Raw genomic sequence first — 25,817 nt, forward strand, 5'->3', positions numbered from 1 at the left:
GGCACTATGATCGGCACCGTTTCCGGTAGCCGAGCCCCTCATGCGCATCCTCCTGGTCGAAGACGATCCCGATCTGTCCCGTGCCCTGCAATCGGGCCTGGAGCGGCAGGGCGTGGTCGCCGACGTGGTCGCCAGCCTGGCCGAAGCCGCCATCGCGCTGCGCGAGCCGGTGCACCAGCTGATGCTGCTCGACCGCCAGCTGCCCGATGGTGATGGTGCTGGCTTCGTTGCCACGGCCCGTGCGCTGCGGCCGAACCTGGCCGTGATCATGCTGACCGCCAAGGGCACGCTGTCGGACAAGGTTGAAGGCCTGGATGTCGGCGCCGATGACTACCTCGTCAAGCCGGTGGCGATCGAAGAACTGATGGCGCGCATCCGCGCGGTGTCGCGGCGCCCCTCGGCGATGGTCACGCCCAGCCTGCGGCTGGGGCGTATGGAATTCGACTTCGAATCGTTGCAGGCACGGGTCGAAGGCCAGCCATTGCCGTTGCCACGCCGGCAGGTGCTGGTGCTGCAGGCGCTGGCGATGCGGCAGGGGCGCACGGTCACCCGCAGTGCGCTGGAGGCGGCGGTGTACGGTTTCGATGATGAGATCCAGTCCAACGCGCTCGACGCGCATATCTCCAAGTTGCGCAAGGCACTGCAACAGGCCGGTGCCGGCGTGGAGATCCACGTGATCCGGGGCGTCGGCTACCTGCTGGCGGAGGCCTGAGATGGCCCGTCCGATCCGTTCCATCACTCTGGGCCTGGCCTGGCGCCTGTTCCTTGCGCAGGCGTTCACCGTGTTGTTTGCGGTGGTAGCGCTGATCCTGACCTGGGGTGACAAGGACACCTGGGGCATGGACATGTTCATGGCCGAGGCGGTGGCCAAAGCGGTGCATAGCGAAAACGGCCGGCTGGTGCTGGACCAGGCGCGCTGGAACGCCCTCGATGCGCAGGCCGGCGGCAACCTGTGGTTCGCTGCGGTCGATGACAAGGGTGTCTGGCTCGAGCGTGGCACCCTGCCGGCAGTGCACGCGCCACTGTTGGCCCGCTTGCCGACGCTGGGCGCCACCGAGCTCGGTTCACTGGTACCGCCCTATCTGGATGTGGCGCGGGTGATGATCCGCAACGAGGAGGGGCGCCGCATCACGGTGATGGTGGGCGGCGCGCCGAAGGGTGGCCTGCTCGATGGCGCGCTGATGGTGCTGCGGCTGATCGGTCTGTGGTTCTTCCTGCCGCTGATCGTGGTCACGCTGCTGGTGATGCCGACGGTGATCCACCGCGCCATGCGTGGCGTGCGTCGTTCCGCGCAGCAGGCCAAGGAGCTGGATATCGGCCAACCGGGCGCACGGCTGGATGCGCAGCTGGTGTCCACCGAAGTGGCGCCGCTGGTGGAAGCGTTCAATGATGCGATCGACAAGGTGCAGCAGGGCTACGCGGCGCGTGACAAGTTCCTCGCCGATGCGGCGCATGAACTGCGTGTCCCGATCGCGGTGGTGCAGGCGCGCCTGTCGCAGCTGCCACAGGGCGAGCTGAAGTCGCAGTTGCTGACCGACGTGGCGCGGCTGGGCAATGTTGCCGAGCACCTGCTCGACCTGCAGCGGCTGGATCGCAACGTGGGCGCGCTGCAGCGGCTAGACCTTGCGTTGCTGGTGCGTGAGGCGGCCGCCGATCTGGCGCCTCTGGTGGTGGGTGCCGGCTACGGGTTCGAGGTCGATGCGCCGGACGTGCCGGTCTGGATCCATGGCGATGGCCTGGCCCTGGGGCGGGTGATCGCCAATCTGGTGCACAACGCGATCGTCCACGGCGGTGGCCGCGGCATCATCTGCGTGCGGTTGGATACGCGCGCGCTACTGGAGGTCAGCGACCAGGGCGCCGGCATTCCGGTGGGAGACCGCGAGGCGATCTTCGAGCCGTTCCACCGCTTGCGCGCGGCCGGCAGCGGCAGCGGCCTGGGCCTGCATCTGGTGAAGGAAATCGTGCAGCATCACGGCGGATCGGTGAGTGTCGGCGAAGCCGCCGGCGGCGGTGCCAGTTTCCGGGTCAACTTCCACCGCGGCAGCGTTCGGCGCTGACCTCCGAACGCGGCAAACGCTGATAGGCAGGCGACGGTCGGTGGCCGCAGGCTGCGGCCATGGCTGTCGATCGATCCGGTGCAACGGTGTTGGGGGCGGCTGCGCCGCCGGCCTGGTGCTGGGCGCGCTGGCCTGCGTGCAGCTGCCGGCACTGCCGCCTCTGTGGCTGTGTGCCGTGGCGGCGGTGGGCGCGCTGTGCGCCTGGATCCTGCGCTGGCGAGGACGGGTGCCGGCGGCTGCGCTGTTCGGCCTGGCCTGGACCGCGTTGCACGGGCACTGGGCATTGCAGCAACAGCTTGCGCCGGGTGCATCGGCGCAGGATGTCGTGGTTCGTGGGCGGATCATCGACTTGCCGCAGCATCGCTCCGGCCAGACCCGTTTCCTGCTGCGCGTGGACGATGACGACCGTCTGCCGTTGTTGCGAGGCAAGCGCCTGCAGGTCAGCTGGAAGGATCCGTGGCGGGGTACGACGGCAGGCCGCCGCAGTGGACGCCAGCAGCTGCGGGCAGGCGCGCGCTGGCAGCTGGCATTGCGGGTGCGGCCACCGCGCTCGAGGATCAATCCCGGAGGATTTGATGGCGAGCGCCATGCGCTGCTGCAGGCCATCGCTGGCACTGCCACGGTGCGCGACCCGGCTGGCGCACGCGAGCTGCAACCCGCGTTTGGCCTGCCAGCCTGGCGCGAGCGCAGCAGCGCCGCCATCGCCACCCAGGTGGTCAGCCCCGGCGCGCGCTTCGTGCAGGCGCTGGCGCTGGGTGATACGCGAGGATTGTCCGATGCCGACTGGGAGCAGCTCCGCGCGCTCGGCCTGACCCATCTGATCGCCATTTCCGGATTCCATGTCGGCATCGTCGCGGGGCTGGGTGTGCTGCTGTGCCGGCTGCTGTGGTGGCTCTGCCCGCAGCTGGGCCGCCACTGGCCCCGACAACAGGCGGCGGCCGGCGCGGCGGCGGTGGCCGCTGCCGGTTACGCGGTGCTGGCTGGCGGTGCGCTGCCCACGGTGCGTACGGCGGTGATGATCGGCCTGCTCGCGTTGGCGCGCGGCGGCCGGCGCCCGCTCGGTGTGGCGCACGGGGTGTCGCTGGCAGCGTTGGCGCTGCTGCTGCCTTCGCCACTGTCGGTGCTGTCGGCCGGCTTCTGGCTCAGCTTCGGCGGGGTGCTGTGGCTGCTGTGGTGCCTGCCGCAGTCGCCACCGCAGGGGTTGCGTGAACGGCTGCATGGCCTGCTCACCGCGCAGGGGGTGGCCAGCCTGGGGCTGCTGCCGTTGGGCATCGCGCTGTTTGGCGGCACCGCCCGGCTGGGCCCCCTGGTCAATCTGCCGATCATTCCCTGGTGGAGCCTGCTGGTGGTGCCGCTGTCGTTGCTGGGTACCGGCCTGCAGGCGTTTCATGAGGGTGCGGGGCGCTGGGCATGGTGGGCTGCGGCGTGGCTGTTCGACCTCAGTTGGCGCGTGCTGCAGCCGCTGGCCGTCCATCCAGAGGCGATGTGGTGGCTGGCCGAGGCACCCGCATGGGCGGTACCAGCGGCGCTGCTAGGTGTCTTCTGGTGGTTGCTGCCGCGCGGCGCAGGCGGTGGCCTGGCGGGCCTGTTGCTGTGCCTGCCGCTTCTGTGGCCGGCGCGTGAAGGGCCGCGGCAGGGCGAGCTGGAACTGCTGGTGCATGACGTCGGCCAGGGCACGGCGGTGCTGCTGCGCACGGCGCGGCATGCGCTCTGGTACGACGTCGGGCCAGCGGCCGGGGGCGACAGCAATGAACGCACCCTGGTGCCGGCGCTGCGTGCGCTGGGCCAGGCCATGCCGCAGCAGGCGGTGCTCAGCCATGACCATCAGGATCACACCGGCAATCTGCCTGCTGTGCGCCGGCAGCATCCGGGTCTGGCGCTGCTGGCGCCCGACGGCAGCGCCATCGCCGGGGCCCGGCCCTGCCGGGCAGGCCTGCGCTGGCACTGGGATGGCGTCGACTTCCAGGTACTGCATCCCGCCGCCGGCAGCCGGCAGGCCGTGAACGAGGGCAGCTGCGTGCTGCGTGTGGCGGGCGCCCATGGCGTGGTGCTGTTGCCTGGCGACATCGGCCGGGTTGCTGAAACGACGCTGTTGGCGACCTCTTCGCCGCAGTTGCGTGCGGATGTGGTGCTGGTCCCCCATCACGGCAGCGGTGGCAGTTCCAGCGCACCGTGGGTGGCGGCGGTGGCGCCACGGCTGGCGCTGGTCTCGGCCGGGCACCAGAACCGCTTCGGCCACCCGCGGCCGGAGGTGGTGCGGCGTTGGCGCGCGCAGGGGGCCGAGGTGGTGACCACCGCCGAGTCCGGAGCGATCCGCGTATGGCTTGGCGCACAGGGGCTGCAGCTGCGTGAACAGCGTATCCACGCGTCCCGGTGGTGGGATGCCGCTGGGCGGGCACGGTCGGCTGCTATCCTATCGCCGATCGAACAAGCGGCCGTTGGGCCGGAGGGTTGAAACGTGTGGGAACTGGTCAAGGCCGGTGGCTGGCCGATGGTGCCGCTGCTGCTGTTGGGCGTACTGGCTTTGGCGATCATCCTGGAGCGTTTCTGGTCCCTGCGGCGGACCGAGGTGCTGCCGCCGGGCCTCGGCCAGGAAGTGCGCAACTGGGCCGCGCGCGGCAAGCTCGACCCGGCGCACCTGCAGACCCTGCGCGCCAACTCGCCGCTGGGCGCGCTGCTGGCGGCCGCGCTGGAAGCGCGCAACCGTCCGCGTGACCAGATCCGCGAGCGGATCGAGGACACCGGCCGCCATCTGGTGCACCGCATGGAGCGCTTTCTCAATGCGCTGGGCACCATCGCCTCGGCCGGCCCGCTGCTGGGCCTGCTCGGCACCGTGATCGGCATGATCCAGATGTTCCTGGGCATCCTCGACCATGGCGTGGGCGACGTGAACCAGCTGGCCGGCGGCATCGGCAAGGCGCTGGTGTGTACCGCCACCGGCATGATCGTGGCCATTCCGGCGCTGATGTTCCATCGCTATTTCAAGGGCCGCATCCATGGCTATGTGGTGGAGATGGAGCAGGAAGCCAGCGCGCTGCTGGACACGCTCGACGGCCGCCCCGGCGTGATGAACGCCGCGCCGGCAGCACGTGCGGCCAGCCCCGCCACGGCCAAGGCCTGATCGATGCGCATCGGCAACGACCGATCCCAGGATGAGCCGCATATCGATCTGGTTCCGCTGATCGATGTGATCCTGGTGCTGATCATCTTCTTCGTGGTCACCACCACCTTCGATGCGCGTTCGACGCTGCAGGTGCAGCTGCCGACCGCCAGCCAGCAGCCCAACAACGAGCCGCCGCGTTCGCTCAGCGTGCTGATCAACGCCGAAGGCCGCTATTTCATCAATGACCAGGAAGTGCTGCGCAGCGACGTCGAGTCGGTCAAGCAGACCATCGCCGCCGTCGCCGGCAGTGATCGCAGCCAGCCGGTGCTGCTGCGCGCCGATGCACGCACTCCCTACCAGGCCGTGGTGACCGCGCAGGACGCGCTCGGTCAGCTCGGTTTCCGTCGTATCGCCATTGCAACTGCGCCAGAGGTGCGTCCATGAGTTCCCATCACGCGCCGGTGTGGCCGATCTACAAACGTCTGCTGGGCTACACCCGTACCTACTGGGTGTTCATGGTGGGTGCGGTCATCGCCATGGTGGTCGAAGCCCTGGCCGGCTATCACTTCACCAAGCTGATGGAGCCGCTGGTCAACCGCGGTTTCGTCAACCCCGAACCGCGCATGGCGGTGATCCTGCCGCTGACCATCCTGGGCCTGTTCCTGATGCGCAGCGTGGCCACCTGGGTCAGCGACTACACGCTGGCCAAGACCGGCCGCAGCGTGGTGCGCGACCTGCGCGAGCAGGTGCTGCAGAAGTACCTGCACCTGCCGTCGTCGCACTTCGATACCGAAGCGACGCCGGTGATGGTCAGCCGCCTGAACTTCGATACCGAACAGGTCACCCAGGCCAGCGCCGATGCGCTCAAGACCGTGGTGGCCGATACCCTGACCATCATCGCGATGCTGGCGGTGATGCTGCAGATGAGCGTCAAGGTCACCCTGGCGATGCTGCTGGTGGTGCCGCTGATCGGTGGCATCGTGTCCTATGTGGGCAAGCGCTACCGCCGCATCAGCCGTGGCATCCAGGATGGCATGGGCACGATGGCGCAGACCGCCGAGCAGTCGCTGGCGGCACAGCAGGAAGTGAAGGTGCACGGCACCCAGCAACACGAGATCTCGCGCTACTCGCGCCTGGCCAACCGCATGCTGGCGCTGAACATGAAGGTGGAAGTCACCCGCGCCGCTGCCTCCAGCGTGGTGCAGTTCCTGGCCGCACTGGCGCTGGCGGTGATCGTCTGGGTGTCGACCCGTGAAGCGCTGGCCGGTCGCCTCAATGCCGGCCAGTTCATGGGCCTGATGACCTCGATGATGGCCATCATTCCTTCGCTGCGCCGCCTGACCAGCGTGCAGACCTCGATCTCGCGCGGTGTGGCTGCCGCCGAGCGCCTGTTCGGCATCCTCGACATGCCGGTGGAGCGCGACGAGGGCCGCACGACGGTGCAGCGCGTGCGGGGTGAGCTTGCGTTCGACCACGTCATGCTGCGCTACCGCGAAGACAGCGGCATCGCCCTGGACGACATCAGCTTCGTCGCCAGGCCGGGCACCGTCACGGCCATCGTCGGCCGCTCCGGCAGCGGCAAGACCAGCCTGATCCGGCTGGTGCCGCGCTTCTATGAGCCCAGTGGCGGTGTCATCACCCTCGATGGCGTGGCCCTGGACGATTACCCGCTGGCCGATCTGCGCCGGCAGGTGGCCATCGTCGGGCAGAAGGTGATGCTGTTTGACGACACCATCGCCGCCAACATCGCCTATGGCATGGAAGCGACCGACGCGCAGATCCGCGCCGCGGCCGAAGCAGCCAACGCCTGGGAATTCATCGCACGCATGCCGCAGCAGCTGCAGACCCCGGTCGGCGAAAACGGTGCGCTGTTGTCCGGCGGCCAGCGTCAGCGCCTGGCGATCGCCCGCGCGATCCTGCGTGATGCGCCGATCCTGATCCTCGATGAAGCCACGGCGGCGCTGGACAACGAGTCCGAGCGGCTGGTGCAGGATGCGTTGCAGCGCCTGATGCCGGAACGCACCACGCTGGTCATCGCCCACCGCCTGTCGACCATCGAACATGCCGACCAGGTGCTGGTGATGGACCACGGCCGCATCGTCGAACGCGGCACCCACCGCGAGCTGCTTGAGATGGGGGCTGTACCAGCACCTGCACAGCATGCAGTTCCGCGAAAGGCAGGACTGATGGCAGGCAAGGGTACCCAGACCCCGCCGTACTGGTATGACGGCGCGCCGGTTCCGTGGGCGATGCGCCTGCTGGCACCGCTGTATGCCGGCGTCACCGCGCTGCGCCGGCGTGCCTACCGGCGCGGCTGGCGCAAGCGCCACGCATTGCCGGTACCGGTCATCGTGGTCGGCAACATCACCGCAGGGGGACCGGCAAGACGCCGCTGACCATCGCCCTGGTTGAACGCCTGCGTGCGGCCGGCTGGAAACCGGGTGTGGCCAGTCGTGGCTACGGCCGCGAAGACGCCGACACACCGCTGTGGGTGCAGGCCGATACGCCGACCGCCAAGGGCGGCGACGAGCCGGTGCTGATCGCCTGGAAGACCGGCGTGCCGGTGCGCGTGGACCGCGACCGGGTGGCGGCTGGCAGGGCGCTGGTCGAGGCTGGCTGTGATGTGATCGTCTGTGATGACGGCCTGCAGCACTACCGCTTGGCGCGCGATATCGAGATCGAAGTTGTCGATGCGCAGCGCCGCTATGGCAATGGCCTGATGATTCCGGCCGGGCCGCTGCGTGAACCGGTCAGCCGCGCCAGCGAATGCGACTTCCGCGTGGTCAACCTCGGCCAGGCCGAGGCGGAAAGCGCGGCCCAGGCCTGTGGTTTCGGGCAGTGGCCGATGGCGTTGCAGATCGACAGTGCGCAGCCGCTGGCCGGCGGTCGCGCGCGCCCGCTGTCGTACTTCAAGGGCCAGCGCGTGCATGCAGTGGCCGGTATTGCCCATCCACAGCGCTTCTTCGACATGCTGCGTGTGCGTGGCATCGGCGTGGTGCCGCATGCCTTCGCCGACCACCAGACCTACCGGCCGCAGGATCTGTCGTTTGGCAGCCAGCTGCCAGTACTGATGACCGAGAAGGATGCGGTGAAATGCCGTGCGTTTGGCAACGATTGGCACTATGCGGTGCCACTGCGCGCCGAGCTGCCGGCCGCGTTCTGGGTGGCGCTGACCGACCGCCTGGACAAGCTGCGACCGAACTGAGTGGCGCGGCGGCGCTTGCATTCACACGCCGCCGGCCGCATTCCCGTTGTAACGAGCCTGCCGAGTACCGCCCGCATGACCGAATTCGTTGTCGCCATTCCGGCCCGCTATGCCGCTTCGCGGTTGCCGGGAAAACCCTTGCGCCTGCTGGGCGGTGAGCCGCTGGTGCTGCACGTGGCGCGCCGCGCGTTGCAGGCCGGTGCCGGCGAGGTGTGGGTGGCCACCGACGATCAGCGCATTGCCGATGCGCTGTCCGGGTTGGCCGAAGTGAAGGTGGCGATGACCGCTGCGTCACATGCGTCCGGCACCGACCGCCTGGCCGAGTGTGCACGTATTGCCGGCTGGGCCGATGGCACCGTGGTGGTCAACCTGCAGGGAGACGAACCGTTCGCGCCGGCGGCAGGTATCCGCGCCGTGGCCGAGGCACTGGTCAACGGCACTGCGCCGATGTCGACCCTGGCCACCACCGTCGAGGACGCGCCTACGCTGTTCGACCCGAACGTGGTCAAGCTGGTGCGCAATGTGCGCAACGAAGCGATGTACTTCAGCCGTGCCCCGATCGCCTGGCACCGCGATGGCTTCGCGCGCAGTCGTGAGGCACTGCCGGAAGGCCATGCCTGGCTGCGCCACATCGGCATCTACGGCTACCGTGCCGGTTTCCTGCAGCAGTTCGCCGCCATGCCGCCAGGGCAGCTTGAACAGATCGAATCGCTGGAGCAGTTGCGCGTGCTCGAAGCCGGCTACCCGATCAGCGTGGCGATCTCGCCCGAGCCGTTCCCGCCGGGCATCGACACGCCCGAAGACCTGGAGCGCGCCGAGGCGCTGTTGCAGGCGCTGACCGCACGATGAGACTGCTGGTCGTCTGCCTCGGCAACATCTGCCGTTCGCCGATGGCCGAAGGCGCGTTGCGCGCCCGCCTGGACGCCTCGCCGCTGGCCGGGCGGGTACAGGTCGATTCGGCCGGCACCGGTGACTGGCACGTGGGTGAGCCGCCGGATCGGCGCGCGATCGCCTGCGCGGCCGGTCATGGTGTGGATATCGGCGGGCTGCGTGCACGCCAGTTGCAGGCCCGCGATTTCGACCGGTTCGACTGGATCCTGTGTGCCGACCCGGCCAATCTGCGCGATGCCGGGCGCCTGGCATCGCCCGCCCAGCGCGAGCGCCTGGCGCTGTATCTACCTTGGTCGGGCGGGCAGGGAGCGGGCGCGATCCCGGATCCCTACACCCGGGGCAGCGAGCAGTTCGAACAGGTTTGGACGCTGGTGGACGAAGCTGCAAAACGTGCGGTGGCACGACTGTTGCATGACGCCGACTCCGGCATAATCGGGTCATGAACGTCCAGCCCGTCCCGGACCTGCCCGAGTTTGCCGCCTGGCTCAATGCCACGCCCTGCACGCTGACCGAACTGCGCGGTCGGCCGGTGGCCCTGTTGTTCGTCAATGCCGCCTCCGCGTGGAGCGCGCAGCGCCTGGCCGAGTTCGGCCAATGGCTGTCGCGACACCCCGGCAAGCTGCAGCCGCTGGTACTGCAGGTGCCGCGATTCGATTTCGAGCGTGAGGCCGATGCCGCACTGAAACTGCTGCGTCGGCAGGGCTTGTCGATGCCGGTGCTGCTTGATACCGACTGGGACGGCTGGCGCCGCTTCGGCATCACCGCGTGGCCGACGCTGGTGCTGTTGGATGCACAGGGCCGCGAACAGCAGCGGCTGGTCGGGCAGGGCGCCCCCGGGGACCTGGAACGCGCCTTGAACGCGCTGTGCCAGGGTGCGCCTCTGGCGCCGCCCCGTGGAGGCAGCGAGCTGCATCCGGAGCCGCGCCATCCGCTGCGCTTTCCGCTCGGCCTGGCAGTCAGCACCGAACGGCTTTACATCGCCGACAGTGGCCATCACCGCATCCTTGAATGCAGCCATGGCGGGCGCATCCTGCGCCAGTTCGGCCTCGGTACCGCCGATTTCATGGACGGCAACCTGGCCGAGGCGGCGTTCCACCGTCCGCAGGCGCTGGTGCTCGAACGCGATTCGCTGTACGTGGCCGACACCGGCAACCATGCCGTACGCCGTATCAACCTGCTGACCGGTATCGTTGACACGTTGTGTGGCAACGGTCGCCCGGGTGCGCCGGTGGAAGGGCCGGTCGCGCAGGCGCGACAGGTCTCGCTGGACCATCCGACCGGCCTGGCCATTGCCGACAACCAGCTGCACATCGCCATGGCTGGCGACAACCGCATCTGGAGTTTCCATCTGGGCCAGCGCAGCCTGCAGTGGCGCGCCGGCAGTGGGTCGATCGATGAGCGTGACGGCAGTGGCCACCTGGCCGCCTTCGCCCAGCCGACTGCGTTGGCCGTGGTGCAGCAGGTGCTGTACGTGGCCGATGCGCTGGGCTCGTCGATCCGCGCGCTGCAGCTGCGCGGTGATCTGGTGCAGACCCTGGTCGGCCAGGGGGCCTGGCGCTTTGGCCATGAGGACGGCCCACGCGCGCAGGCCAGCCTGCAGTTCCCGCAGGCGATCGCGCTGAGCCCCGAGGCGCCCCTGCTGTGGATTGCCGATACCGGCAACGGCCATCTGCGCACGTTGCGCCTGGGCGGCGGTGAACTGACCACCCAGCCATTGCCGCGCCGGCTGCACGGCCCGGCGGGCCTGGCCGTCGGTGCGGGCGCGGTGTGGATCGCCGAGACCGATGCGCATGCCGTACTGCGGTTCGACCCCGACAGCGGCGTGCTCAGCGAAGTACCGATCAGCGAATGACCGACGCTTCCGCCCCGGCCTTCGACGGCAAGGCCTTCGCGGCCCATCTGAGCACGGCCCCCGGTGTGTACCGGATGTACGCCGCCGACGACACCCTGCTGTATGTCGGCAAGGCGCGCGCACTGCGCAACCGAGTGGGCAGCTACTTCAACGGCAGCCCGAAGAATGCGCGGATCATGTCGATGATCTCGCAGATCGCGCGCATGGACGTGACCGTGACGCGCTCGGAAGCCGAGGCGTTGCTGCTGGAGAACCAGCTGATCAAGTCGCTGTCGCCGCGCTACAACGTCTCGCTGCGCGACGACAAGACCTATCCGCATGTGCTGCTGACCCGTGAAGACTGGCCGCGCATCGCCCTGCATCGTGGCCCGCGTGCCATTCCCGGACGCTATTTCGGGCCGTACCCGGGCGTCACTGCAGTGCGCGAGACGCTCAACCTGATGCACAAGCTGTTCAAGCTGCGCAGCTGCGAGGACAGCGTGTTCCGCAACCGTTCGCGGCCGTGCCTGCAGTACCAGATCGGCCGCTGCAGCGCGCCCTGCGTGGAACTGGTGGCGCCGGCCGAGTACGCCGAGTCGGTGCGCCGCGCCGCACTGTTCCTGGAAGGCAAGAGTGATGAGCTGACCCGCGAGCTGGGTGAGCAGATGCAGGCCGCCAGCGAGGCGCTGGAGTTCGAGCAGGCCGCGCGCCTGCGCGATCTGATTTCCTCGTTGCGCAGCATGCAGACCCGCCAGTATGTGGATGGCCGCGCCGCCGATCTGGACGTGCTGGCGGTGGCCATGCAGGGCTCGCAGGCCTGCGTGCTGCTGCTGGCGTTCCGCGACGGCCGCAACCTCGGCACCCGTCCGTTCTTTCCGCGCACCAATGGCGAGGACAGCGCGGAGGAAGTGCTGGCCGCGTTCGTCTCGCAGTACTACATCGAGTTCGAGCCGCCGCGCGAGATCCTGCTGGACCGCGAGATTCCCGATGCCGATCTGCTGGTGGCGGCGCTGTCGGCCTCGGCCGAGCGCAAGGTGCAGCTGAAGTGGAACGTGCGTGGCGAGCGCGCCGGTTACGTGGAACTGGCCAGCCGCAACGCGCAGCTGACCTTGGCCACCGAGCTCAACAGCCGCAACGCACAGCATGCGCGCAGCGATGCACTGCGCGACATGCTGGGCCTGGCCGAGCCGGTCAAGCGGGTGGAATGCTTCGATATCAGTCATACGCTGGGCGAAGCCACCGTGGCCTCATGCGTGGTGTTCGACGCCGCCGGGCCGGTGCGCGCTCAGTATCGCCGTTTCAACATCAGCGGCATCGAGCCGGGCGATGACTATGCCGCCATGCGCCAGGCCATCGACCGTCGCTTCCGTCGTGCGGTGGAAGAGCAGGGCGTGCTGCCGGATGTGCTGCTGATCGACGGTGGTGCCGGCCAGCTGGCCCAGGCCCAGTCCGCACTGGCCGACCTGGGTGTGGAAGGGGTGCTGCTGGTGGGCGTGGCCAAGGGCGTGGAGCGCCGCGCCGGCCACGAAGCGCTGGTGATACCCGATGGCCGTGAGCTGCGACCGGGGGCCGCCAATCCGGCGCTGCAGTTCATCCAGCAGGTGCGCGACGAGGCGCACCGGTTCGCGATCACCGGCCACCGCGGCCGTCGCCAGAAGGCCCGGATGACCAGCAAGCTGGAGGACATCCCCGGCATCGGCCCACGTCGCCGTGCCAGCCTGCTCAAGCATTTCGGCGGTCTGGTCGGCCTCAAGGCCGCCGGCGAGGCGGAAATCGCCAAGGTGGAAGGCATCAATGACGCCCTTGCGGCGCGTATCTACGCTAACCTGCACGGGTTGGCCACGCCCGATGCGGCCGAGTAGAGAGAGAAGCACGCAAGCATGAAGTTGACCCTGCCCACCTGGCTCACGTTGTTGCGGATCGTGATGATCCCGGTGCTGGTGCTGGTGTTCTACCTGCCCTACACCTGGACCAACTTCGCTTCGGCGGCGATCTTCGGCCTGGCCGCGATCACCGACTGGCTCGATGGCTGGATCGCCCGCCGCTACCAGCTGGAGTCGGCCTTTGGCGCTTTCCTCGATCCGGTTGCGGACAAGCTGATGGTGGCGGTGGCGCTGTTCCTGATCGTGCAGGGCCACCCGACGCCGTGGATGGCCTTCTGGGCGGCGGTGATCGTCGGCCGCGAGATCGCGGTGTCGGCGCTGCGCGAATGGATGGCCGAGCTGGGCCAGCGCGCCAAGGTGCGGGTGGCGATGATCGGCAAGATCAAGACCACCGCACAGATGGTCGCGCTGCTGTGCCTGCTGTACTCGGTCGCGCCGAACGTGCCGGTGGAAGATATCTGGATGGGCTGGCCGGTGTTCCACATCGGTGATTGGACGCTGGCCATTGCCGCGGTGCTGACCCTGTGGTCGGGCCTGCAGTACCTGCACGCCGCCTGGCCGAGCCTGCGCGAAGATGAGCGCGCCGCGCGCGAGCGCTCGCGGCAGAAGAAGCTGGGCAACTGAGTGCCGGGGTCGGACCCATTTCCCAGGGAAAGGTCGCTGACCCCAACGATGATGTTTCCATCCACGCCATGCGTGGATGCGTAATGCAGGTCGCCTTGCAGACCCGAAAAAGGCGCTTGACGCCATCCTTGGAACGGGTAGAATTTCGCCTCCCAAGCGGGAATAGCTCAGTTGGTAGAGCGCAACCTTGCCAAGGTTGAGGTCGCGAGTTCGAGTCTCGTTTCCCGCTCCAGATTCAAGAAAAACGCTCCCGCAAGGGGGCGTTTTTCGTTTGCGGACAACGCGCTGCACGGTACCGGCGTTCCATGGCAAGCGGCGCCTGCACAGGGGATGGATCATCTGCCGGGCGATTGACCGCTCAACGTCGGACTGCACACCGGGGAACGTAGCCTGGGGCCTGAACGCTGCCCGGCCATGCAGGTGAAATCTCCTGTTGACGCCGTGCAGCAATATCGACACAATAGCGCTCCTTCGACGCAGGTCGAACGGAATCTGCGGGAATAGCTCAGTTGGTAGAGCGCAACCTTGCCAAGGTTGAGGTCGCGAGTTCGAGTCTCGTTTCCCGCTCCAGATTCAAGAAGAACGCTCCCGCAAGGGGGCGTTTTTCGTTTGGCACTCCGGGTGCACCATCGCCCCGTCAGCGTGCGTCCCCTGGCCTGGGCACCGCGCACGGTTCGAACGTGAAGATCGAAGATTCACCGGGAATGACGTTGCTGTGCTCCATCAGGAGCAGAACGGCGTTCGAGGCCAGCGGGGTGCTCAACGCGACCGCGAGTGCGGCGACAATCAGTGTGGTGATCAAGGCAGTCACTCGCCAGCGGCAATACACCGTGAAAGTCGTCCAGTGTTCCGTGCCGGGAACGCATTGAAAGCGTAGTGAAAGACTCGGTCGGCGTTGCCTGAACCGCACGCGTGCTGTGACCTTTTTCGGACCATTTCTCCATGTTCGCTCCACAATCGCACGGTAGCCTGCGTGCTCCCTTAACACGTTGGCGGGCCGGTGGTCAGGCGTATCACTCCAGTGGCAATGCCCAGGACCGGGCGCGGACTTACCTTGCAGGGAATGCTGCGTCCGGGCGCATTGCTGGCCAGCCTGGCGCTGGCCGGTTGCATGTCGGTGCCCGTTCCAGACCTGCCTGACCATACGCCCAGCGCCTGGACCCAGCCGCCACCGGGAAGGGGCGTGGCGGTGGATGCGCGGCAGTGGTGGAAGGTACTGTCCGACCCGGCACTCGATGGTCTGGTCGACCAGGCCATCGCCGGCAACCTCGACCTGCAGCAGGCCACGCTGCGCCTGCAGGCGGTGCGGATCGTCTCCGGTACCGCCGACTCGCGCTTCCTGCCGGAGATCTCGGCCAGCGCCAAGCAGGTGCAGGACGCCGCTGCCGTCGATACCTATTTCCATGCCGGCATCGAAGCGATCTGGGACCTGGGCCTGTTCGGTGCCGCCGAAAGCGCGCATCTGGCGGCGCAGGCATCGGCCGGCAATGCCGAAGCATTGCGCAGCGCGGCGCAGGTGGCTGTGATTGCCGATGTGGTGCGCAGCTATCTGGATCTGACCGTGGCACAGGCGCAGCAGGACCTGCTGGCCCGCCAGCAGGCCGTGGACGATCGCGGCGAGCAGCTGGCCCGGGTGCGGCAGCGCCTGCGCCTGGATGAGCCGGGCGAGCTGGAACGCCTGCAGGCGCGCCAGGCGGCCACGCGCGCGGCGTCGGCGCAGGCGCGTGAGAATGCAGACAGCGCAGCGCGTGCACTGGCGCTGTTGCTCGGCCGCGATGGCCCGGACCCGACGTGGCGCGCCTATCGCACGCCGCCCAGACTCGGTGTGTTTGCCTTGCAGCAGGTGCCAGCGGACCTGCTGCGGCACCGCCCGCAGATCCTGCTGGCCGAATCGGCGGTGCTGCAGGCTGTGGCCGACAAGGGCACCGCGCGCGCGGCGATGTACCCGCGGGTCAGTCTGGGCGGCTCGATCCTGTACGCCTACAACCTCACCCAGAATGCGCGCTCCAACTCTGATTCCAGCCCCTCGATCGGCCCCTACATCGATATACCGCTGTGGGACTGGGGCCAGCGCCGTGCGCGATTCCAGGCCGACGACAAGCAGCTGGACGCCGCGTTGCTGGGCTACCGCAAGGCGGTGCTGGAAGGCGTGAGCGAAGTAGAAGGCGCACTGGGCAGCCTGGCCCGACAGGACAGCAGCATCCAGTCGCTGCATGCGGCCAATGAGGCTGCCGGACAGCAGGTCACGCGCCAGGCACGGCAAGTGCAGCTGGGCCTGTCCAGCGAATTCGAGGGTCTGGACACGCAGCGTGCCGCACTCGCCGCGCAGGCTGATCTGATCGGTGTGCAGGGCGCGCGCGTGCTGGCGTTTGCGTCGCTGTACCGCGCGCTTGGTGGCGCACCGTTGCCGGTCGATACCGAGGATGCGGCGCAATGATCGCGCTGGCCCGCAAGACCCTGGCCTATGAGTGGCGCCGGTTCCTGCCGGTGGTGATGGCGATGTGCTTCGCTGGCGTGCTGCTGATCGTGCAGGCGGCGCTGGTGCTGGGCATCTTCGGCACCGCTGCGATGTACGTGAAAGCGTCGTCGGCCGATATCTGGGCCGGTTTTCCCGGGACACAGAGCGTCAACTACGGTCATGCCATCAGCGCCGATGTGGAAAGCCACCTGCGCATGGACCCGGATGTCACCCGGGTCGAACCCTACGAGTGGGTCGATGGCGAGTGGCGCTCCAGTGCGCCGGGCACCGGCAACGTGTCGGTGTACCTGTCCGGCATCGCCACCGCCGACGACGCGATGATGTTCGCGCGCATCCTGCCGGCTGACCTGCGTGCGCAACTGCGCGAGCCGGGAGCAGTGATCGTCGACAGCGCCGATCTGGATACGCTGGGCGTGGACCTGCAGAACAACCGTGCCTGGATCAACGGCAAGGCGGTGCGTGTGGTCGCCGCACAACCCGGCCTGCGTGGTCTTGGTGGTGTCAACGTGCTGGCCTCGCTGGATACCGCACGTGCCATTGCCGGCACCGATCCGCATGAAGGCAGCACCTATTTCGTGGCGGGCCTGCGCTCGCCGGAGCTGGCCGATCGCGTACGCGACCGCTTGGCCGCATCGATGGGCCAGGCCACACCGGTCGAGTTCTGGACCGCGCCCGAGTTCGCCAGCCGCTCGCAGCAGTATTGGTTGTTCGATACCGGCGCTGGCATCGCGGTGTTGTTCATGGCGGTCATCGTCTGCTTCGTTGGCGCGGTGATCACCAACCAGTCGTTCGCTTCGGTGGTGGCCGGTTCGGTGCGCGAGTACGCCACGCTCAATGCACTCGGTGCCGGTCGCTATGCGCTGGCGCGGGTGGTGTTCGAGCAGGCGCTGCTGATTGGTGGTGTGGGCATGTTGCTGGCGGCGGCGTTCAGCACCGTGGTGCTGTTGATCGCGCAGACCCAGCGCGTGCCGGTGCAGCTGACGCCGATGGTCATCCTCGGCTGCGTGGCGCTGGTCGCGGTGATGGCCATGCTGTCGAGCATCATGGCGGTACGCAGTGTCGTCCGCTCCGATCCATCGTTGCTGCTGCGCTGAGGGCCGGCCGATGACATCCACACGCGCCGTTGCGCCAACCCTGCAGGCCGACGCACTGGAGAAGGGCTTCCTGTCCGGCGATGTGCAGGTGCCGGTGCTGCGCGGCCTGTCACTGGACATCTATCCCGGTGAACTGACCCTGGTCTCAGGACCGTCCGGCTGCGGCAAGAGCACGTTGCTGTCGCTGCTGTCCGGCCTGTCGTCGCCCGATGGCGGTCGTGTGCATGCGCTCGGCCAGGATGTGGGGCACATGAGCCGCAGCGAGGTGGAGCGGTTCCGGTTGCATCATGTCGGGTTCGTGTTCCAGGGCTTCAATCTGTTCCCGGCGCTGACCGCGCTGGAACAGGTGCAGCTGCCCCTGGGCTACCGTGGCATGCGCAATCGCGACAGTGAACCGTTGGCACGCAGGGCGTTGGAAGAGGTCGGCCTGAGCCATCGCAGCCATATGCGGCCGGCGCAGCTGTCCGGCGGTGAGAAGCAACGCGTGGCGGTAGCGCGCGCCTTCGCCAAGTCGCCGACGCTGATCTTCGCCGACGAACCGACCAGCGCGCTGGACGCCGAGAATGGTCAACGCGTGATCGACATCCTGCATCGCTACGCGCGTGCACATGGCGCCACTGTGCTGTGCGTGAGCCACGATCCTCGCCTGATTCGGCATGCCGACAGGGTGATCGCCATGGAAGACGGCATGGTCCGTGATGACCGCCGCCAGAACGAAACTGTAGAGTCCGCCCCATGACCAAGACGTCGCACCTGCTCCCGCTCAGCCTGGCACTGTCCGCAGCGTTGCTGCTCGGCGCCTGCTCCAAGGACGCCCCCACGCCAGCGCCAACACCTGCAGGCAAGGCCGGCAGCGCGGCCGGGAAGGTCGCGGTGGCGCGCGGCATCATCGACGTCGAAGGCGGGCTGATTGCACTGGCGCCGCCGCTGGATGGCTCGATCAGCGCTGCGCCAGTGAAGGAGGGTGCGCTGGTGAAGAAGGGACAGCTCCTGCTGTCGCTGGATGGTGCATTGCTGCAACAGGAGGTGGCGATGGCCAGCGCCGATCTGGCCTTGGCCAATGACCGGTTGAAGGGCAGCCAGGCGCAGCTGCGCGAACTGGAGCGTAACGCCAGCCGCCTGGCCACCGGCGCCAGCGAAGGCGTGTCGTCCAACCAGCAGGCTGACGCGGCCCGGCAGCAGCTGGCGGGTGTACGCGTCGATGCCGACGTGGCCGCTGCGCAGGTCGACCTGGCCCAGCACAAACTCGAGCACGCCCGGCTGAAGCTGCAGCAGATGTCGCTGAGTGCGCCGGAGGCCGGCACCGTGGTCGGCCTGGTGCCGGGCCCCGGTGCCTTCGTGCAGGCCGGCAAGCCGGCGATCTCGCTGCTGCCGGCGCGCCCGCTGCAGGTGCGCGCCGAACTCAGTTCCGCCTACGCCGATGCGGTGCAGGTGGGCATGCAGGCCACCGTGGTGCCGGACAGCGATGGCGCCGGCAACGCCACCCCGCTGCCACTGGCGCGCGTGGTGCGCATCAGCCCGGTGTTCGCGCAGGCCCGATTGCCGGAAGATGCGGGGCGTGGCGTGGCCAAGGTGGTGGAGTGCGTGCTCGAGTTCGATGGCGAGGCCAAGGCGCGCTTCGGCCAGCACGTGCGGGTGGAGTTCCGGAAGCAGGCGCGGTCAGCGGTTGAGCCAACGCCGTAGCCGAGGGCAGGCGGAGACCGGCGCGATCACAAGCAGCGCCAGCAGCAGGATGGCGCTGGCGGCCAGCAACCAGAGCATGTGCACGCCGCGCACGGGCGATTGATGCATGGCCGTCGCGCCCCACAGCAGGGTCCAGCCCAGCCACGGCAGGATGCCGATCAGCATGCGCAGCCACAAGCGGTGGAATCGCCAAGGTTGCAGCATCAGGCCCAGCGCGACGATCTCTACAGCGATGATCAGTGCGAAGGTAATGACTGAGCCGGTGGGATAGGGCCCTGTGCCGGAATCGGTGTGGTGCAACTGCCAATGATCGGGTTGAAATCCTGCATGGACGAGCGCGCAGACAAGCAGCAGCCAGATGAGCATGGCCAGCTGCCAGAAGGTCCTGGAGGCACCGGCGCGGTGGTGGGATGAGGGCATCTAGCTGGCCAGGTAACCTTGCTCGGTCCAGAATTCCAGTGCGAAGGCATCTTCGTCCGCGAAGAAGGGTACTTCGCCGTCCAGAAGACCGGCGTTGGTGAAACGCATTTCCCGAGCGCCGAGCTTGAACAGGCGTAGTGCATCAGCGAGTCCAGCTCCTCCGACCGGATCGATCTGAGCGGGGGCTCATCCAGATCCTGGTCTGCCTTGTGCCGAATGCGGACACGCTCCTCACCGTCCAGGCAAGTCTCGACATCGTAGTAGTAGCTTTCGATGATGCTGGTTCCATCAGGTTGATGCAGTTCCCTGGACAAGCGAAGTATGGGTTCTTCAATGACAGGGGCACTCTTCTGCTGGCGGAACGCCGCATGGCAGTGGCCGACCCAGAGCCCGCACCGATCTTCATCGTCGTAGTCGTCGTACGGTTGACAGATCGCCAATGAAAGAAGGGTACGGATGTCTGACGGAGAAATGATCTGCGTGGTCCAATGGCGACTGGATGCACCCTCCTGGAGGAAGCGCCAGCCCTCGAGGATCAAGGCGATGAACGGTGGTTTGATCTCGTTCGCCTCGACCTGAATCCATTCCGGCTCGTCCAGCGTTGTATCGTTGCATACGTACTTCCAAAGGCCCCAGCCCCTCTCAGGTTGGCGGCCCAGAAGGCGATCAATCACACCCACCGTTGTCTCCACGTGTTCCATCACCAAGCGGGCGCCCGTCCGCTCTGACGGACGTTCCATCTGGATGATGTATGCCGGGGTATCCGGATGTTCGATGTCCGCTTGCACGCGAAGTGAGATTCCGCTGCGGCTGAACTGATACTCACACGTATCTTTGGGGAGCATGTCCTTGCCACAGATGCGCAGGAAGTTCTCCGGGCTGACATTGGCATCGCTGAACAGGTTGAGTACACACAACAGCGGATCCGCCGCTGTCAGGCCTTCCAAGCGTATGACGCTTCTCCCGGCGTCCAGTCGTTCAACAATCGTTTCCGCGCTCAGCGACCAGGTGCTGTCCGGATGCGAGTCCTCCCTGAAAAGGCAGTCCGGCTCGATGAGCTGGGCGAGCTCATCTCCATCCATGGCACCAACATCGTCGATACTGCGCAGGCACTGGATCGGACCCTCAAGCTCCATGGAGTAGTCGGTCTGGATGAGCAGCGCTGCCTCGGTACGTCCGGCAACGTGGAGGTGGCCATGGTTGTTGTCGCCCCAGTACATCTCGCTGACACGGAGATCGCCGCCCACCCGGATCTCCTGCCCCCGACGATGACGTTGGTCGAGGTCAGGCTGCCCGAGACAATCAGTCCGCACGCGCCGTCGGTTTCCAGGCAGTGGATGTGGCGGGTGATCTGCAGATCGCCGCGGACCAGGATGAACTGTATGTACTCGTCTGCTTCTCCTTCCCGCCATGGAGCCAGCGGGTCGTCCAGATCCAGTGTGTCGAGCTGGAGGTCACCGGGGGCGAGCAGAGCCAGCTCGTTTGGGTTGTCAATGGCGTACCTTTCCCCTCGGTACTCTGAGTCCTCTGGAATTTCGTCCTTGATGTCCTGGTAGCGGACCACCTGGAAGGGGCATTCCGGGGAAAGTCGAGCAGCGATGTCTTCAGGTGTCGGTGCGGGCGCTTGTCGGGTGATCGCGACCCGTTCGCCGTTCGATGCCTCCTGGAAAAGCTGGAACTCGATGAGCTGGGCCAGGATCGCGAAGTGCACCGGTGCATCGACCACCTGCAATGAGTCCAGCTGCGCGACGCCTCCCAGGCCGAGTGCCGGGAAGAATCCAAAACACTGTCCTGCACGCAAGGCACCATGCTTCAGCACGGCCGCATCGAACAGTGGTGCGCCGTCATCGCCGATCAGGTCCAACGCTTCGTCGGGAAGCCGGAAGGCCGACGTTGCGCCCTGGCTCGGACAGCCGGGAAAGGATGTGCCTTCAGTCAACTGCCTGCAGACGATTGAACCGCTCAGGAGATCGATTTGACCTGGGCCGTACTTCGCATGGATGAAGTAGAGGGTGCCAAACGCAGAATATGCGTAAGCGAGGGTGTCGGCAGGCATGAGGTCTCGATCATGTGCGAGCACAAGCTCCATCACGCCTGCGAGGTCCTGCGGATGGCATAGCTGAATCCGGCCACCCCTGAACACCGTTCGCCCACGGCGGACCAGCAGGTCGTGCAGTGCGGTAGGCAGCCCGCTTTCACGTTCGCGTGCTTTGGTGTCTACATCGCCGGGGGCTGGAAAGCCGGCTTGCTGGGCAGCTGCATGGTGAGTCCTGGATCGACAGGAGGTCATTGCAGGGCGCCATCAATGGAAGCACGGACTGCACTGCATACCTCGGGTCGATTACTGTCCACCATCGATCTGCTGCCGGGCCATGCAACTAGTCCGAAAAGCATGGGCTGCATTCGTCGTTCCGGTTCCGGGGCTGAACATCATCGCCCATCCGTGGATCTCGCCTGGTTTGTAGCTGCACGTCTGATCGCCTGCCACGCGCTCACTGCCGAGACCAGGCACAGCGCCAGCAGCAGGCCGACGTCCAGCAGCAGCAACCACAGCAGGTGCATGCCGTGCACGGGCGGTTGATGCATCGCCGACAGCATCCACGGCACCGACCATGCCAGCAGCAGGACAAAGGCGATCAGCAAGCGCAGCCACAGGCGTTTCAACCGCCAGGGCCGCACGATCAGCGCGGTCACCACCAGTTCAACGGTACCCAGCAGCGCGAACAGGATCACGGTGCTGGTCGGGTAGGGCAGCTCGGCGCCTTCCAGGCGGCGCAGCAGCCAGTAGTCGGGCGTGAAGCCGGCATTGACCAGTGCGGCGATCAGGGCGAGCCAGGTCAGTGCGACCAGCAGCCAGAACAAGCGGATGTAGCGCCTAGGCATCTGCGGTGTCCGTGCTGGGCAGCGAAGGTCCGGGTGATGAAAGGCGCCGGCTGGCGAAGATGGCAGCCAGTGTCAGCAGGCCAGGCCCGACGGTGAAATAGAGCATGCGCAGCGGATGGTTGTGCATCAGCATCCAGGTGGCGAAGGCCAACGGAATTGCCAGGACCAGCAGCTTGGCCCGCAGCGGCCGCAGCACGGCGATCAGCGGCTGGGCACCGATGAGCATCCAGAACAGATGGAACTGGGCGATGCCCAGGCCGATATCGCGATGCGAAGTGAAACCGACGGTGTCGCGATACCAGCTCATGCCCAATGGAATCAGTGCCCACAACAGCAGCGCCACCAGCAGATGCAGCAGCAGGGCGATCAGCAGGGGCATACCGCGAAGGAACATGTGCGAACCGGGCCGGGCGGGGCAGCGTACCCCACGGCGCAGGGCCATGACCGCATCGTGTGAAGACTGTTGACGACGTGAAGGAATTTGGACACAATAGCGCTCCTTCGACGCAGGTCGAATGAATCTGCGGGAATAGCTCAGTTGGTAGAGCGCAACCTTGCCAAGGTTGAGGTCGCGAGTTCGAGTCTCGTTTCCCGCTCCAGATTCTACAGGGCCCCGACAGGGGCCTTGTTTTTCTCCCGCCACGGCAAGGCGGGGCACGTTGAGCCACAAGGCTTTGCGCGCAGTCAGAAAGGTGAAATCGCTGGTGTGTGTTCCGGATTTCCGGTACCATGTCGGCTTATGCGGGAATAGCTCAGTTGGTAGAGCGCAACCTTGCCAAGGTTGAGGTCGCGAGTTCGAGTCTCGTTTCCCGCTCCATGTTCCGACAGGCCCCATCTTGGGGTTTTGTCTTGTCAGGGCTACGCTCCTGACGCGCAGTACGTTGGCCTCATGGCAGAGTGGCTATGCACCGGATTGCAAATCCGTTTACAGCGGTTCGATTCCGCTTGAGGCCTCCAAATAAAGCCCTGATTTATCAGGGCTTTTTCTTTGCCTGACGTTTGGCGGTCCTAGCCAAAATCCCCTGATTCGGCCCTGAAATCATCGGTCTGCCACCCATTTTCGGGTGGCAAACTCGCGTTAACATGTGCCGAGTGCGTTTACGTGAGTTTGAGCAGGGATGGCAACCAAGCGACGCCGGGGCGACTCCTGGCAGTACACGATCAAGCGGGCGGGGCTGCTGCCCCAGCCTGTCTATCTGAGCTTCGCCTCGGAGGCAGAGGGCGACGAGTACGTGCGCCGCCTCGAGGCGCTGCTCGACCGTGGGGTGGTGCCGGAGGAGCTGGCCAACACCAAGGCAGCCGCGAGGGATCTACGCAGCCAGGTCAGCGAGTATCGGAGCGCGCAGCACATCTCGGTCGATGACGAGCAGCTGCTGCCCGTACTGCTTTCACGGCTACCAATCGGCATCACCTTGCCGCAGCTGACTTTTACGTGGGCGACCGAGTGGGTCACCACCATGAAGCGTGAGCAGAACCTCGCGCCTTCAACTATTCGGCACTACGTGGGTGCCCTGTCGCGCGCCCTGGACTGGCTGGCTGCCCACGGCGCGCTGCCAATGAACCCACTGCGGCTTCTGCCCCGGGGCTATTCGACGTACACGGGTGACGACAAAGTAGCTGTGAAGCGTATCGACGGGGAAGCGAAAGCTGATCAGGAGCGTGATCGCCGTCTGGAGCCTGGTGAAGAAGAGCGCATCCGCGAGATCCTGGCCGGTGCAAAGCCGCCGGGGCGTCAGCGGCCGCTCGACCTACTGCAGCGCGAAGCGCTGATAATGATGTTCGACATGGCGCTGGAAACGGCCATGCGCATGCGAGAGATCTACACGCTGGAGCGCAGCCAGCTCGACGTGGCGCAGCGTACGATCTTCCTGGACAAGACCAAGAACGGGAGCAAGCGTCAGGTACCCATGACCTCAGTTCTGCTGGCGAAGCTTGCCGCGTATGGGGATGACTACGAGGGGCGGCTTTTCCCATTCTGGACCGGCGAGCGTAGCCCATTGGCCTTGCGGCGTGTATCGAGCAAGCTTTCGCGCCAGTTCGAGCGCATCTTCGTCTCGGCCGGGTGCGCGGATCTCGGCTTCCACGATCTGCGCCACGAAGCGACAAGCCGACTGTACGAAAGGACCTCGCTGACGGACATCCAGATCGCGAAAATCACCGGGCATCGCGACCCGCGTCAGCTGAAAAGGTATGCCAACCTGCGTGCTTCCGATTTGGCCGATCAGCTCTGGTGATCGGCCTGCTCATAGGCGCGGAGGTCCGGAAGCTTTGTGCGACGTGACCTGCTTGCACGTCTTGTCTGCCCTGGCTCAGGCGTGTTGGCTGCAGGTCGGTTGCCGATCATCGACTTCTTTCGTTCGGCGGCCTGCCGGCGCCCTTCCGAGCGTAGGAAGTCGATCAGGTCCTCGCGCAGCATGACCGTGTGCTTCTGATTCAGGCGAACGGCCGGCACCTCGCCCTTATCTACGAGTTCCTTCATGGCTTCGAGGCCCAAGCGCATCATGCGAGCTGCACCTTCAAGGCCTAGTGTGTCGTCCAAGCTCTCGACCTGGCCTTCATTGCCTTGCTTCATACGACGAGGCTCGCGACGCTGATTTTGATGAGTCATCGGCGCTCCTTGTGCCGCGCGGCAGGGTCGATGCCGTAGGTATCGGCGAGCGCGCTAGTGAGCCGATAAGCCGTCGCCCGGCTCACGCTGAACCGCGCGATCACCTCTTCGGCTGTAGGGAACTTCTCCTGCTCATGCGCCCACTTCATGAAAAGCATGATCGACCGCATGTAGCCGTAGCCCGCGAGGTCGTGCTTGACCCTGCGGACCTTGACCACCGGCGGCATCGAGGCGTCGGCGGCGAAGTCCCGTGCGCCGAGTCCCATAGACGGTGAGAGGTTCATGCGAACAGGTCCAGTTGGGCCGGAAGGGCCGGCATCGGGGTTGGGGCGGATACAGGGACTGCAGAGCGGCGTGGCTTTGCCGCAGATGGTGCACGGCGCACCAACTGCAGGTAGTCGCCGTCTCCGCGCATCTGCCAGGCTCGCCCCTTGATCGGGCATACATCGTGATAGCCCGCGTCGTAGTGGCCGGTGGGAGGTCCTTCGCGATACCTGAGCTGCACTTGGTAGTGCGGCCGACCCGCAAACCTTCCCGATTCGAGGTGTGGACCAGTCACGCTCTTGACGGTGAACAGCGGAAAGCATCGACTCCAGTTGGTGTCGTCATCTCGCTGATCGGGTTGACCGTAATCGGCCCTCGGCTCGTCTTTGTACCAAGCCCATACCTTGTCACCGACCTGGAACGGCCGCAGATGTTCAGTACCCGCATGAGTGCGATCAGGAAGCGGCGGGAACAGGTCGCGGATTGAGTACCAATTTCCGCGACCATTCATATCGCTCAGCTGCGTCATCGGGAAGAGGGCGACGACGATGACGCCGCCGCGCATCAGGTAGAACGCACGCCCACAAGGCGTGGGACCTCCCTCGATGCTGGACAGGATTGCTTGGCGCGACCATCCCTTGACCAGCCTCCGCGAAACGATGCTGTCGGCGATCTTGAATGCCAGGTCTGAATCGATGACAGGTTGGCCTTCCCCGGCGCAGTGGTGAGTGGCCGGTCAATCATGGGTGATCTCCTCCCGCTGCATTGGCGTGGCAGAATGCCCGGCAGTCC

Annotated in this window: 23 protein-coding genes, 5 tRNA genes and 3 pseudogenes; 23 read left to right on the forward strand and 8 right to left on the reverse strand. The window is 66.4% G+C overall.

Going from position 1 to position 25,817, the window contains the following annotated elements:
• Nucleotides 1-40: 40 nt before the first annotated feature.
• The 19 genes and pseudogenes from N4G47_RS05665 to N4G47_RS05755 all read left to right on the forward strand — a co-directional run bounded on the left by N4G47_RS05665 (nucleotide 41) and on the right by N4G47_RS05755 (nucleotide 18,850).
• Nucleotides 41-712 carry a response regulator transcription factor gene (locus tag N4G47_RS05665; RefSeq protein ID WP_249844484.1) on the forward strand — a complete coding sequence of 224 codons (672 nt, stop codon included), beginning with the start codon at nucleotides 41-43 and terminating at the stop codon, nucleotides 710-712.
• Nucleotide 713: 1 nt separating this feature from the next.
• Nucleotides 714-2,057 (forward strand): sensor histidine kinase, encoded by a 1,344-nt coding sequence (locus N4G47_RS05670; RefSeq protein ID WP_475285743.1) that lies wholly within the window; start codon nucleotides 714-716, stop codon nucleotides 2,055-2,057.
• A gap of 40 nt (nucleotides 2,058-2,097) precedes the next feature.
• Entirely contained in the window at nucleotides 2,098-4,512 is a 2,415-nt protein-coding gene (locus tag N4G47_RS05675; RefSeq protein WP_475285744.1) for a DNA internalization-related competence protein ComEC/Rec2, read from the forward strand.
• Between the two features lie 3 nt (nucleotides 4,513-4,515).
• Nucleotides 4,516-5,178, forward strand: a complete 663-nt coding sequence (locus tag N4G47_RS05680; RefSeq protein WP_057495839.1) for a MotA/TolQ/ExbB proton channel family protein — start codon at nucleotides 4,516-4,518, stop codon at nucleotides 5,176-5,178.
• Nucleotides 5,179-5,181: 3 nt separating this feature from the next.
• The gene (locus tag N4G47_RS05685; RefSeq protein ID WP_014036620.1) at nucleotides 5,182-5,604 is read left to right on the forward strand and encodes an ExbD/TolR family protein; all 423 of its coding nucleotides are present in this window, start codon (nucleotides 5,182-5,184) and stop codon (nucleotides 5,602-5,604) included.
• Nucleotides 5,601-7,347 (forward strand): annotated as a pseudogene (msbA, locus tag N4G47_RS05690) (lipid A export permease/ATP-binding protein MsbA). Before N4G47_RS05685 ends, msbA begins: the two are co-directional and overlap by 4 nt.
• Nucleotides 7,347-8,365 (forward strand): annotated as a pseudogene (gene lpxK, locus N4G47_RS05695) (tetraacyldisaccharide 4'-kinase). The pseudogenes msbA and lpxK overlap by 1 nt, the downstream one beginning before the upstream one ends.
• A 75-nt stretch (nucleotides 8,366-8,440) precedes the next feature.
• Nucleotides 8,441-9,214 (forward strand): 3-deoxy-manno-octulosonate cytidylyltransferase, encoded by a 774-nt coding sequence (kdsB, locus tag N4G47_RS05700; protein ID WP_475285746.1) that lies wholly within the window; start codon nucleotides 8,441-8,443, stop codon nucleotides 9,212-9,214.
• Nucleotides 9,211-9,699, forward strand: coding sequence for a low molecular weight protein-tyrosine-phosphatase (locus tag N4G47_RS05705; RefSeq protein WP_475285748.1), 489 nt, complete (start codon nucleotides 9,211-9,213; stop codon nucleotides 9,697-9,699). Before kdsB ends, N4G47_RS05705 begins: the two co-directional genes overlap by 4 nt.
• A complete protein-coding gene (locus N4G47_RS05710) occupies nucleotides 9,696-11,108 on the forward strand; it encodes a hypothetical protein (protein ID WP_249844476.1) in 1,413 nt (470 codons plus the stop codon). Before N4G47_RS05705 ends, N4G47_RS05710 begins: the two co-directional genes overlap by 4 nt.
• Nucleotides 11,105-12,949, forward strand: a complete 1,845-nt coding sequence (uvrC, locus tag N4G47_RS05715; RefSeq protein ID WP_475285751.1) for an excinuclease ABC subunit UvrC — start codon at nucleotides 11,105-11,107, stop codon at nucleotides 12,947-12,949. Before N4G47_RS05710 ends, uvrC begins: the two co-directional genes overlap by 4 nt.
• Before the next feature lie 18 nt (nucleotides 12,950-12,967).
• Nucleotides 12,968-13,594, forward strand: coding sequence for a CDP-diacylglycerol--glycerol-3-phosphate 3-phosphatidyltransferase (gene pgsA / locus N4G47_RS05720; protein WP_021203601.1), 627 nt, complete (start codon nucleotides 12,968-12,970; stop codon nucleotides 13,592-13,594).
• A 156-nt stretch (nucleotides 13,595-13,750) separates the two neighbouring features.
• A tRNA-Gly gene (locus N4G47_RS05725) sits at nucleotides 13,751-13,826 on the forward strand.
• Nucleotides 13,827-14,088: 262 nt separating this feature from the next.
• Nucleotides 14,089-14,164: transfer RNA gene (locus tag N4G47_RS05730), tRNA-Gly, on the forward strand.
• A gap of 110 nt (nucleotides 14,165-14,274) precedes the next feature.
• Nucleotides 14,275-14,463 carry a hypothetical protein gene (locus tag N4G47_RS05735; RefSeq protein ID WP_475285753.1) on the forward strand — a complete coding sequence of 63 codons (189 nt, stop codon included), beginning with the start codon at nucleotides 14,275-14,277 and terminating at the stop codon, nucleotides 14,461-14,463.
• Between the two features lie 194 nt (nucleotides 14,464-14,657).
• Nucleotides 14,658-16,031, forward strand: a complete 1,374-nt coding sequence (locus N4G47_RS05740) for a TolC family protein (protein ID WP_475285755.1) — start codon at nucleotides 14,658-14,660, stop codon at nucleotides 16,029-16,031.
• Nucleotides 16,028-17,167: an ABC transporter permease gene (locus tag N4G47_RS05745; protein ID WP_475285757.1), complete on the forward strand. Its 1,140-nt coding sequence runs from the start codon at nucleotides 16,028-16,030 to the stop codon at nucleotides 17,165-17,167. The genes N4G47_RS05740 and N4G47_RS05745 overlap by 4 nt, the downstream gene beginning before the upstream one ends.
• 10 nt (nucleotides 17,168-17,177) lie before the next feature.
• A complete protein-coding gene (locus N4G47_RS05750) occupies nucleotides 17,178-17,906 on the forward strand; it encodes an ABC transporter ATP-binding protein (protein WP_475285759.1) in 729 nt (242 codons plus the stop codon).
• Nucleotides 17,903-18,850 (forward strand): HlyD family secretion protein, encoded by a 948-nt coding sequence (locus N4G47_RS05755; protein ID WP_475285761.1) that lies wholly within the window; start codon nucleotides 17,903-17,905, stop codon nucleotides 18,848-18,850. Before N4G47_RS05750 ends, N4G47_RS05755 begins: the two co-directional genes overlap by 4 nt.
• Here the strand turns inward: N4G47_RS05755 and N4G47_RS05760 are convergent.
• The 5 genes and pseudogenes from N4G47_RS05760 to N4G47_RS05780 form a co-directional block, all read right to left on the reverse strand.
• A complete protein-coding gene (locus N4G47_RS05760) occupies nucleotides 18,827-19,015 on the reverse strand; it encodes a hypothetical protein (protein WP_475285762.1) in 189 nt (62 codons plus the stop codon). The genes N4G47_RS05755 and N4G47_RS05760 overlap by 24 nt on opposite strands.
• Nucleotides 19,016-19,086: 71 nt before the next feature.
• Nucleotides 19,087-20,406, reverse strand: coding sequence for a hypothetical protein (locus N4G47_RS05765; RefSeq protein WP_475285764.1), 1,320 nt, complete (start codon nucleotides 20,404-20,406; stop codon nucleotides 19,087-19,089).
• 560 nt (nucleotides 20,407-20,966) lie between these two features.
• A pseudogene (locus N4G47_RS05770) lies at nucleotides 20,967-21,560 on the reverse strand (T6SS immunity protein Tdi1 domain-containing protein); the annotation flags it as partial.
• 140 nt (nucleotides 21,561-21,700) lie between these two features.
• Entirely contained in the window at nucleotides 21,701-22,153 is a 453-nt protein-coding gene (locus N4G47_RS05775) for a hypothetical protein (RefSeq protein WP_475285766.1), read from the reverse strand.
• Nucleotides 22,146-22,547 carry a hypothetical protein gene (locus N4G47_RS05780; protein WP_475285767.1) on the reverse strand — a complete coding sequence of 134 codons (402 nt, stop codon included), beginning with the start codon at nucleotides 22,545-22,547 and terminating at the stop codon, nucleotides 22,146-22,148. The genes N4G47_RS05775 and N4G47_RS05780 overlap by 8 nt, the downstream gene beginning before the upstream one ends.
• Nucleotides 22,548-22,676: 129 nt before the next feature.
• Between N4G47_RS05780 and N4G47_RS05785 the strand changes: the two genes are divergently transcribed.
• The 4 genes from N4G47_RS05785 to N4G47_RS05800 all read left to right on the forward strand — a co-directional run bounded on the left by N4G47_RS05785 (nucleotide 22,677) and on the right by N4G47_RS05800 (nucleotide 24,387).
• Nucleotides 22,677-22,752: transfer RNA gene (locus tag N4G47_RS05785), tRNA-Gly, on the forward strand.
• Nucleotides 22,753-22,894: 142 nt separating this feature from the next.
• Nucleotides 22,895-22,970, forward strand: a tRNA-Gly gene (locus N4G47_RS05790).
• A 66-nt stretch (nucleotides 22,971-23,036) separates the two neighbouring features.
• Nucleotides 23,037-23,110, forward strand: a tRNA-Cys gene (locus tag N4G47_RS05795).
• A gap of 161 nt (nucleotides 23,111-23,271) precedes the next feature.
• Nucleotides 23,272-24,387, forward strand: a complete 1,116-nt coding sequence (locus N4G47_RS05800) for a tyrosine-type recombinase/integrase (RefSeq protein WP_475285769.1) — start codon at nucleotides 23,272-23,274, stop codon at nucleotides 24,385-24,387.
• Here N4G47_RS05800 and N4G47_RS05805 read toward each other — a convergent pair.
• The 3 genes from N4G47_RS05805 to N4G47_RS05815 are packed head-to-tail and all read right to left on the reverse strand — an operon-like array spanning nucleotide 24,375 to nucleotide 25,590.
• Nucleotides 24,375-24,761, reverse strand: a complete 387-nt coding sequence (locus N4G47_RS05805; RefSeq protein WP_475285771.1) for a hypothetical protein — start codon at nucleotides 24,759-24,761, stop codon at nucleotides 24,375-24,377. The two genes, N4G47_RS05800 and N4G47_RS05805, sit on opposite strands and share 13 nt — an antisense overlap.
• Nucleotides 24,758-25,045, reverse strand: coding sequence for a hypothetical protein (locus tag N4G47_RS05810; RefSeq protein ID WP_475285773.1), 288 nt, complete (start codon nucleotides 25,043-25,045; stop codon nucleotides 24,758-24,760). Before N4G47_RS05810 ends, N4G47_RS05805 begins: the two co-directional genes overlap by 4 nt.
• The gene (locus N4G47_RS05815) at nucleotides 25,042-25,590 is read right to left on the reverse strand and encodes a hypothetical protein (RefSeq protein WP_475285775.1); all 549 of its coding nucleotides are present in this window, start codon (nucleotides 25,588-25,590) and stop codon (nucleotides 25,042-25,044) included. Before N4G47_RS05815 ends, N4G47_RS05810 begins: the two co-directional genes overlap by 4 nt.
• Nucleotides 25,591-25,817 lie beyond the last annotated feature (227 nt).

It is taken from the genome of Stenotrophomonas sp. GSD10, from assembly GCF_056172695.1.

Bases quoted from the DNA above. Each gene is read 5' to 3' on its own strand.
- N4G47_RS05765 (WP_475285764.1), bottom strand. From the start codon at position 20,406: ATGGAGCTTGAGGGTCCGATCCAGTGCCTGCGCAGTATCGACGATGTT.
- N4G47_RS05685 (WP_014036620.1), top strand. From the start codon at position 5,182: ATGCGCATCGGCAACGACCGATCCCAGGATGAGCCGCATATCGATCTG.
- N4G47_RS05750 (WP_475285759.1), top strand. From the start codon at position 17,178: ATGACATCCACACGCGCCGTTGCGCCAACCCTGCAGGCCGACGCACTG.
- N4G47_RS05760 (WP_475285762.1), bottom strand. From the start codon at position 19,015: ATGCTGATCGGCATCCTGCCGTGGCTGGGCTGGACCCTGCTGTGGGGC.
- N4G47_RS05670 (WP_475285743.1), top strand. From the start codon at position 714: ATGGCCCGTCCGATCCGTTCCATCACTCTGGGCCTGGCCTGGCGCCTG.
- N4G47_RS05810 (WP_475285773.1), bottom strand. From the start codon at position 25,045: ATGAACCTCTCACCGTCTATGGGACTCGGCGCACGGGACTTCGCCGCC.
- N4G47_RS05815 (WP_475285775.1), bottom strand. From the start codon at position 25,590: ATGCGCGGCGGCGTCATCGTCGTCGCCCTCTTCCCGATGACGCAGCTG.
- N4G47_RS05705 (WP_475285748.1), top strand. From the start codon at position 9,211: ATGAGACTGCTGGTCGTCTGCCTCGGCAACATCTGCCGTTCGCCGATG.
- kdsB (WP_475285746.1), top strand. From the start codon at position 8,441: ATGACCGAATTCGTTGTCGCCATTCCGGCCCGCTATGCCGCTTCGCGG.
- pgsA (WP_021203601.1), top strand. From the start codon at position 12,968: ATGAAGTTGACCCTGCCCACCTGGCTCACGTTGTTGCGGATCGTGATG.
- N4G47_RS05745 (WP_475285757.1), top strand. From the start codon at position 16,028: ATGATCGCGCTGGCCCGCAAGACCCTGGCCTATGAGTGGCGCCGGTTC.
- N4G47_RS05775 (WP_475285766.1), bottom strand. From the start codon at position 22,153: ATGCCTAGGCGCTACATCCGCTTGTTCTGGCTGCTGGTCGCACTGACC.
- uvrC (WP_475285751.1), top strand. From the start codon at position 11,105: ATGACCGACGCTTCCGCCCCGGCCTTCGACGGCAAGGCCTTCGCGGCC.
- N4G47_RS05755 (WP_475285761.1), top strand. From the start codon at position 17,903: ATGACCAAGACGTCGCACCTGCTCCCGCTCAGCCTGGCACTGTCCGCA.
- N4G47_RS05740 (WP_475285755.1), top strand. From the start codon at position 14,658: ATGCTGCGTCCGGGCGCATTGCTGGCCAGCCTGGCGCTGGCCGGTTGC.
- N4G47_RS05805 (WP_475285771.1), bottom strand. From the start codon at position 24,761: ATGACTCATCAAAATCAGCGTCGCGAGCCTCGTCGTATGAAGCAAGGC.
- N4G47_RS05800 (WP_475285769.1), top strand. From the start codon at position 23,272: ATGGCAACCAAGCGACGCCGGGGCGACTCCTGGCAGTACACGATCAAG.
- N4G47_RS05665 (WP_249844484.1), top strand. From the start codon at position 41: ATGCGCATCCTCCTGGTCGAAGACGATCCCGATCTGTCCCGTGCCCTG.
- N4G47_RS05780 (WP_475285767.1), bottom strand. From the start codon at position 22,547: ATGTTCCTTCGCGGTATGCCCCTGCTGATCGCCCTGCTGCTGCATCTG.
- N4G47_RS05710 (WP_249844476.1), top strand. From the start codon at position 9,696: ATGAACGTCCAGCCCGTCCCGGACCTGCCCGAGTTTGCCGCCTGGCTC.